The sequence below is a fragment of the Arthrobacter sp. zg-Y750 genome (assembly GCF_020907365.1).
Classification (GTDB): domain Bacteria; phylum Actinomycetota; class Actinomycetes; order Actinomycetales; family Micrococcaceae; genus Arthrobacter_B.
In genome coordinates this window covers 1-5706 of record NZ_JAJJOC010000028.1, presented here as the reverse complement: position 1 = coordinate 5706, position 5706 = coordinate 1, and the positions used below count along the sequence as shown (strand labels likewise).

General features: G+C 55.2%; 3 rRNA genes. All 3 read left to right on the top strand.

Annotation, left to right across the window (positions count from 1 at the left end):
- Positions 1 to 127 precede the first annotated feature (127 nt).
- A 16S ribosomal RNA gene (locus LOC57_RS16310) occupies positions 128 to 1655 on the top strand.
- A 514-nt stretch (positions 1656 to 2169) separates the two neighbouring features.
- Positions 2170 to 5305: ribosomal RNA gene (locus LOC57_RS16305) — 23S ribosomal RNA — on the top strand.
- Positions 5306 to 5533: 228 nt separating this feature from the next.
- Positions 5534 to 5650, top strand: a 5S ribosomal RNA gene (rrf, locus tag LOC57_RS16300).
- Together the 16S, 23S and 5S rRNA genes form the textbook arrangement of a ribosomal RNA operon.
- Positions 5651 to 5706 lie beyond the last annotated feature (56 nt).

The window sequence follows — 5706 nt, the reverse complement described above, 5'->3', positions numbered from 1 at the left end:
TTTAATTGGTTGAATCGACTGTTCCGCCCACCCCGTGGGCTGGAATGGTTTTTTTAGCTGGTTTCGAATTTAGTGCAGTGCCTGGCGGCCAATTTTCCTTGGCCCCGGCATTGTGTCTGTATGAACATTTACGGAGAGTTTGATCCTGGCTCAGGATGAACGCTGGCGGCGTGCTTAACACATGCAAGTCGAACGATGACTTCTGTGCTTGCACAGAATGATTAGTGGCGAACGGGTGAGTAACACGTGAGTAACCTGCCCTTGACTTCGGGATAAGCCTGGGAAACCGGGTCTAATACCGGATACGACGGACCACCGCATGGCGGTTCGTGGAAAGCTTTATGCGGTTTTGGATGGACTCGCGGCCTATCAGCTTGTTGGTTGGGGTAATGGCCCACCAAGGCGACGACGGGTAGCCGGCCTGAGAGGGTGACCGGCCACACTGGGACTGAGACACGGCCCAGACTCCTACGGGAGGCAGCAGTGGGGAATATTGCACAATGGGCGAAAGCCTGATGCAGCGACGCCGCGTGAGGGACGAATGCCTTCGGGTTGTAAACCTCTTTCAGCAGGGAAGAAGCGAAAGTGACGGTACCTGCAGAAGAAGCGCCGGCTAACTACGTGCCAGCAGCCGCGGTAATACGTAGGGCGCAAGCGTTATCCGGAATTATTGGGCGTAAAGAGCTCGTAGGCGGTTTGTCGCGTCTGCTGTGAAAGCCCGGGGCTCAACCCCGGGTCTGCAGTGGGTACGGGCAGACTAGAGTGATGTAGGGGAGACTGGAATTCCTGGTGTAGCGGTGAAATGCGCAGATATCAGGAGGAACACCGATGGCGAAGGCAGGTCTCTGGGCATTAACTGACGCTGAGGAGCGAAAGCATGGGGAGCGAACAGGATTAGATACCCTGGTAGTCCATGCCGTAAACGTTGGGCACTAGGTGTGGGGGACATTCCACGTTTTCCGCGCCGTAGCTAACGCATTAAGTGCCCCGCCTGGGGAGTACGGCCGCAAGGCTAAAACTCAAAGGAATTGACGGGGGCCCGCACAAGCGGCGGAGCATGCGGATTAATTCGATGCAACGCGAAGAACCTTACCAAGGCTTGACATGAACCGGTAAGACCTGGAAACAGGTCCCCCACTTGTGGCCGGTTTACAGGTGGTGCATGGTTGTCGTCAGCTCGTGTCGTGAGATGTTGGGTTAAGTCCCGCAACGAGCGCAACCCTCGTTCTATGTTGCCAGCGCGTTATGGCGGGGACTCATAGGAGACTGCCGGGGTCAACTCGGAGGAAGGTGGGGACGACGTCAAATCATCATGCCCCTTATGTCTTGGGCTTCACGCATGCTACAATGGCCGGTACAAAGGGTTGCGATACTGTGAGGTGGAGCTAATCCCAAAAAGCCGGTCTCAGTTCGGATTGAGGTCTGCAACTCGACCTCATGAAGTTGGAGTCGCTAGTAATCGCAGATCAGCAACGCTGCGGTGAATACGTTCCCGGGCCTTGTACACACCGCCCGTCAAGTCACGAAAGTTGGTAACACCCGAAGCCGGTGGCCTAACCCCTTGTGGGAGGGAGCCGTCGAAGGTGGGACCGGCGATTGGGACTAAGTCGTAACAAGGTAGCCGTACCGGAAGGTGCGGCTGGATCACCTCCTTTCTAAGGAGCACCTCGAAGCGGATGTCCTTCCACAGTGTTGGATGTGTGCTTTGCAGGAGATGCCCATGTCGGAAGCATATGTTTTCCGGTGGGTGCTCAAGGGTGGAATATCAATGGATAGGCGCCGGCATGATTGCCTGGCATTTGTGAGTACGTTCCCTTTGGGGTTCTGGAAAGCGGTGCGGGCAGGTTACCGGTTGACCGTTTGGCACACTGTTGGGTCCTGAGACAACAGGGCTGTGGGGCTTCTTCCCTCTTTGAGGGGGTGGGGGTGTTCATGGTTGTGGTTTGTTTCTGTTTGTTCCTGCGCATGCCGGGTACATCACGGGTGCCGGTTCCCTTTGAGGGGGCTGGTTGGTGGTGGGGATGGGTGTGACGGGGTTGTTGTTTGAGAACTACATAGTGGACGCGAGCATCTTAAAAATTATTAAGTGCAATTTCAGATAAACCTGGTGACCGGTTTTTACCGGCCTCCATGGTTTTCTCGATAGCGATATTAATTATTGATCTTTGTGGTCAAGTTTTTAAGGGCACACGGTGGATGCCTTGGCATCAGGAGCCGAAGAAGGACGTAGGAATCTGCGATAAGCCTGGGGGAGTTGATAACCGAACTTTGATCCCAGGATGTCCGAATGGGGAAACCCCGCCCGGCGCGCGAGTGACCGGGTGACCCGCATCTGAACACATAGGGTGCGTGGAGGGAACGTGGGGAAGTGAAACATCTCAGTACCCACAGGAAGAGAAAACAACAGTGATTCCGTTAGTAGTGGCGAGCGAACGCGGAAGAGGCTAAACCAGTGGTGTGTGATAGCCGGCGGGCGTTGCATCACTGGGGTTGCGGGACTTTCCGTACCGATTCTGCCGGATTGGTGAAGTGAGTGCAGGTGCATAGGTGAACTGGTTTGAAAGCCAGGCCGTAGAGGGTGTTAGCCCCGTAACCGGAATGTATGCTGCCGCTTGGAGAGGATCCCAAGTAGCACGGGGCCCGAGAAATCCCGTGCGAATCTGCCAGGACCACCTGGTAAGCCTAAATACTCCCTGATGACCGATAGCGGACAAGTACCGTGAGGGAAAGGTGAAAAGTACCCCGGGAGGGGAGTGAAATAGTACCTGAAACCGTGTGCCTACAAACCGTTGGAGCAGCTCTGATTGCTGTGACAGCGTGCCTTTTGAAGAATGAGCCTGCGAGTTAGTGTTACGTCGCGAGGTTAACCCGTGTGGGGAAGCCGTAGCGAAAGCGAGTCTGAATAGGGCGATGCAGTGGCGTGATCTAGACCCGAAGCGGAGTGATCTACCCATGGCCAGGTTGAAGCGACGGTAAGACGTCGTGGAGGACCGAACCCACTTCAGTTGAAAATGGAGGGGATGAGCTGTGGGTAGGGGTGAAAGGCCAATCAAACTCCGTGATAGCTGGTTCTCCCCGAAATGCATTTAGGTGCAGCGTTGCGTGTTTCTTACCGGAGGTAGAGCTACTGGATGGCTAATGGGCCCTACAAGGTTACTGACGTCAGCCAAACTCCGAATGCCGGTAAGTCAGAGCGCAGCAGTGAGACTGTGGGGGATAAGCTTCATAGTCGAGAGGGAAACAGCCCAGACCACCAACTAAGGCCCCTAAGCGTGTGCTAAGTGGGAAAGGATGTGGAGTTGCCCAGACAACCAGGAGGTTGGCTTAGAAGCAGCCACCCTTGAAAGAGTGCGTAATAGCTCACTGGTCAAGTGATTCCGCGCCGACAATGTAGCGGGGCTCAAGTACACCGCCGAAGTTGTGGCATTCAGATATTAGATAAGCCTTCGTGGTTCAGTCGTCTGGATGGGTAGGGGAGCGTCGTGTGGGCAGTGAAGCAGCGGTGTAAACCAGTTGTGGAGCCTACACGAGTGAGAATGCAGGCATGAGTAGCGAAAGACGGGTGAGAAACCCGTCCGCCGAATGATCAAGGGTTCCAGGGTCAAGCTAATCTGCCCTGGGTAAGTCGGGACCTAAGGCGAGGCCGACAGGCGTAGTCGATGGACAACGGGTTGATATTCCCGTACCGGCGAAAAACCGCCCATACCAAGCAGGGGACACTAACCGTCCGGAGCCTGCCCGAGCATCCTTGTGGTGTGAGGGTTTTGGCCGAGCACGGGACCTGATCCTGGGAGGTAAGCGTATTAACAGGTGTGACGCAGGAAGGTAGCCGGGCCAGGCGATGGTTGACCTGGTCTAAGGATGTAGGGTCCGTGATAGGTAAATCCGTCACGGTGTCTTTGATGACGTGCCTGAGATCTGACGGGACTCCCTCACGGGGGGATCCGGTGATCCTATGCTGCCTAGAAAAGCATCGGCGCGAGGTTTTAGCCGCCCGTACCCCAAACCGACACAGGTGATCAGGTAGAGAATACTAAGGCGATCGAGAGAATTATGGTTAAGGAACTCGGCAAAATGCCCCCGTAACTTCGGGAGAAGGGGGGCCCCAACCTTGATGGACACTTGCTGTCCGGAGGGGATCGGGGCCGCAGAGACCAGGGGGAAGCGACTGTTTACTAAAAACACAGGTCCGTGCGAAGTCGCAAGACGATGTATACGGACTGACTCCTGCCCGGTGCTGGAAGGTTAAGAGGACCGGTTAGCCCTTACGGGCGAAGCTGGGAATTTAAGCCCCAGTAAACGGCGGTGGTAACTATAACCATCCTAAGGTAGCGAAATTCCTTGTCGGGTAAGTTCCGACCTGCACGAATGGAGTAACGACTTCCCCGCTGTCTCAACCATAAACTCGGCGAAATTGCAGTACGAGTAAAGATGCTCGTTACGCGCAGCAGGACGGAAAGACCCCGAGACCTTTACTATAGTTTGGTATTGGTGTTCGGTGTGGCTTGTGTAGGATAGGTGGGAGACTGTGAGACCCGGACGCCAGTTCGGGTGGAGTCATCGTTGAAATACCACTCTGGTCATACTGGATATCTAACTTCGGCCCGTAATCCGGGTCAGGGACAGTGCCTGATGGGTAGTTTAACTGGGGCGGTTGCCTCCTAAAGAGTAACGGAGGCGCCCAAAGGTTCCCTCAGCCTGGTTGGCAATCAGGTGTCGAGTGTAAGTGCACAAGGGAGCTTGACTGTGAGAGAGACATCTCGAGCAGGGACGAAAGTCGGGACTAGTGATCCGGCGGTACATTGTGGAATGGCCGTCGCTCAACGGATAAAAGGTACCTCGGGGATAACAGGCTGATCTTGCCCAAGAGTCCATATCGACGGCATGGTTTGGCACCTCGATGTCGGCTCGTCGCATCCTGGGGCTGGAGTAGGTCCCAAGGGTTGGGCTGTTCGCCCATTAAAGCGGTACGCGAGCTGGGTTTAGAACGTCGTGAGACAGTTCGGTCCCTATCCGCTGCGCGCGCAGGAAATTTGAGAAGGGCTGTCCTTAGTACGAGAGGACCGGGACGGACGAACCTCTGGTGTGTCAGTTGTACTGCCAAGTGCACCGCTGATTAGCTACGTTCGGATGGGATAACCGCTGAAAGCATCTAAGCGGGAAGCCCGCTTCGAGATGAGATTTCCATACACCTTGTGTGTGAGAGGCCCCCAGCCAGACCACTGGGTTGATAGGCCGGATGTGGAAGCGGGGACTAAAGACCCGTGAAGCTGACCGGTACTAATAGGCCGATAACTTACACCACATCAACACCTGGGGAAACACGACTTCAAACGGTTTCCCAATGTAGAGGGTGTTGTGATCATGCTGCTTGCGTCCACTATGTGGTTCCCGGACAACAACCCGTGATGGGTTGTTCCCCGTGGAACGAATGAACACTATATTTGAATATTTGCTTACGTCTGTTTGATGTTCGTGACCATTGTTTTCCCCACGCACACTGTTTTTGGGTGTGTGGTGCGGGTGGAAGGGTTACGGCGGTCATAGCGTGGGGGAAACGCCCGGTCCCATTCCGAACCCGGAAGCTAAGACCCACAGCGCCGATGGTACTGCATCCGGGAGGGTGTGGGAGAGTAGGTCACCGCCGGACAAATTGTGGGGTGAGGCCCGTACCAGTGTTGGTACGGGCCTCACCTGTTTAACCCG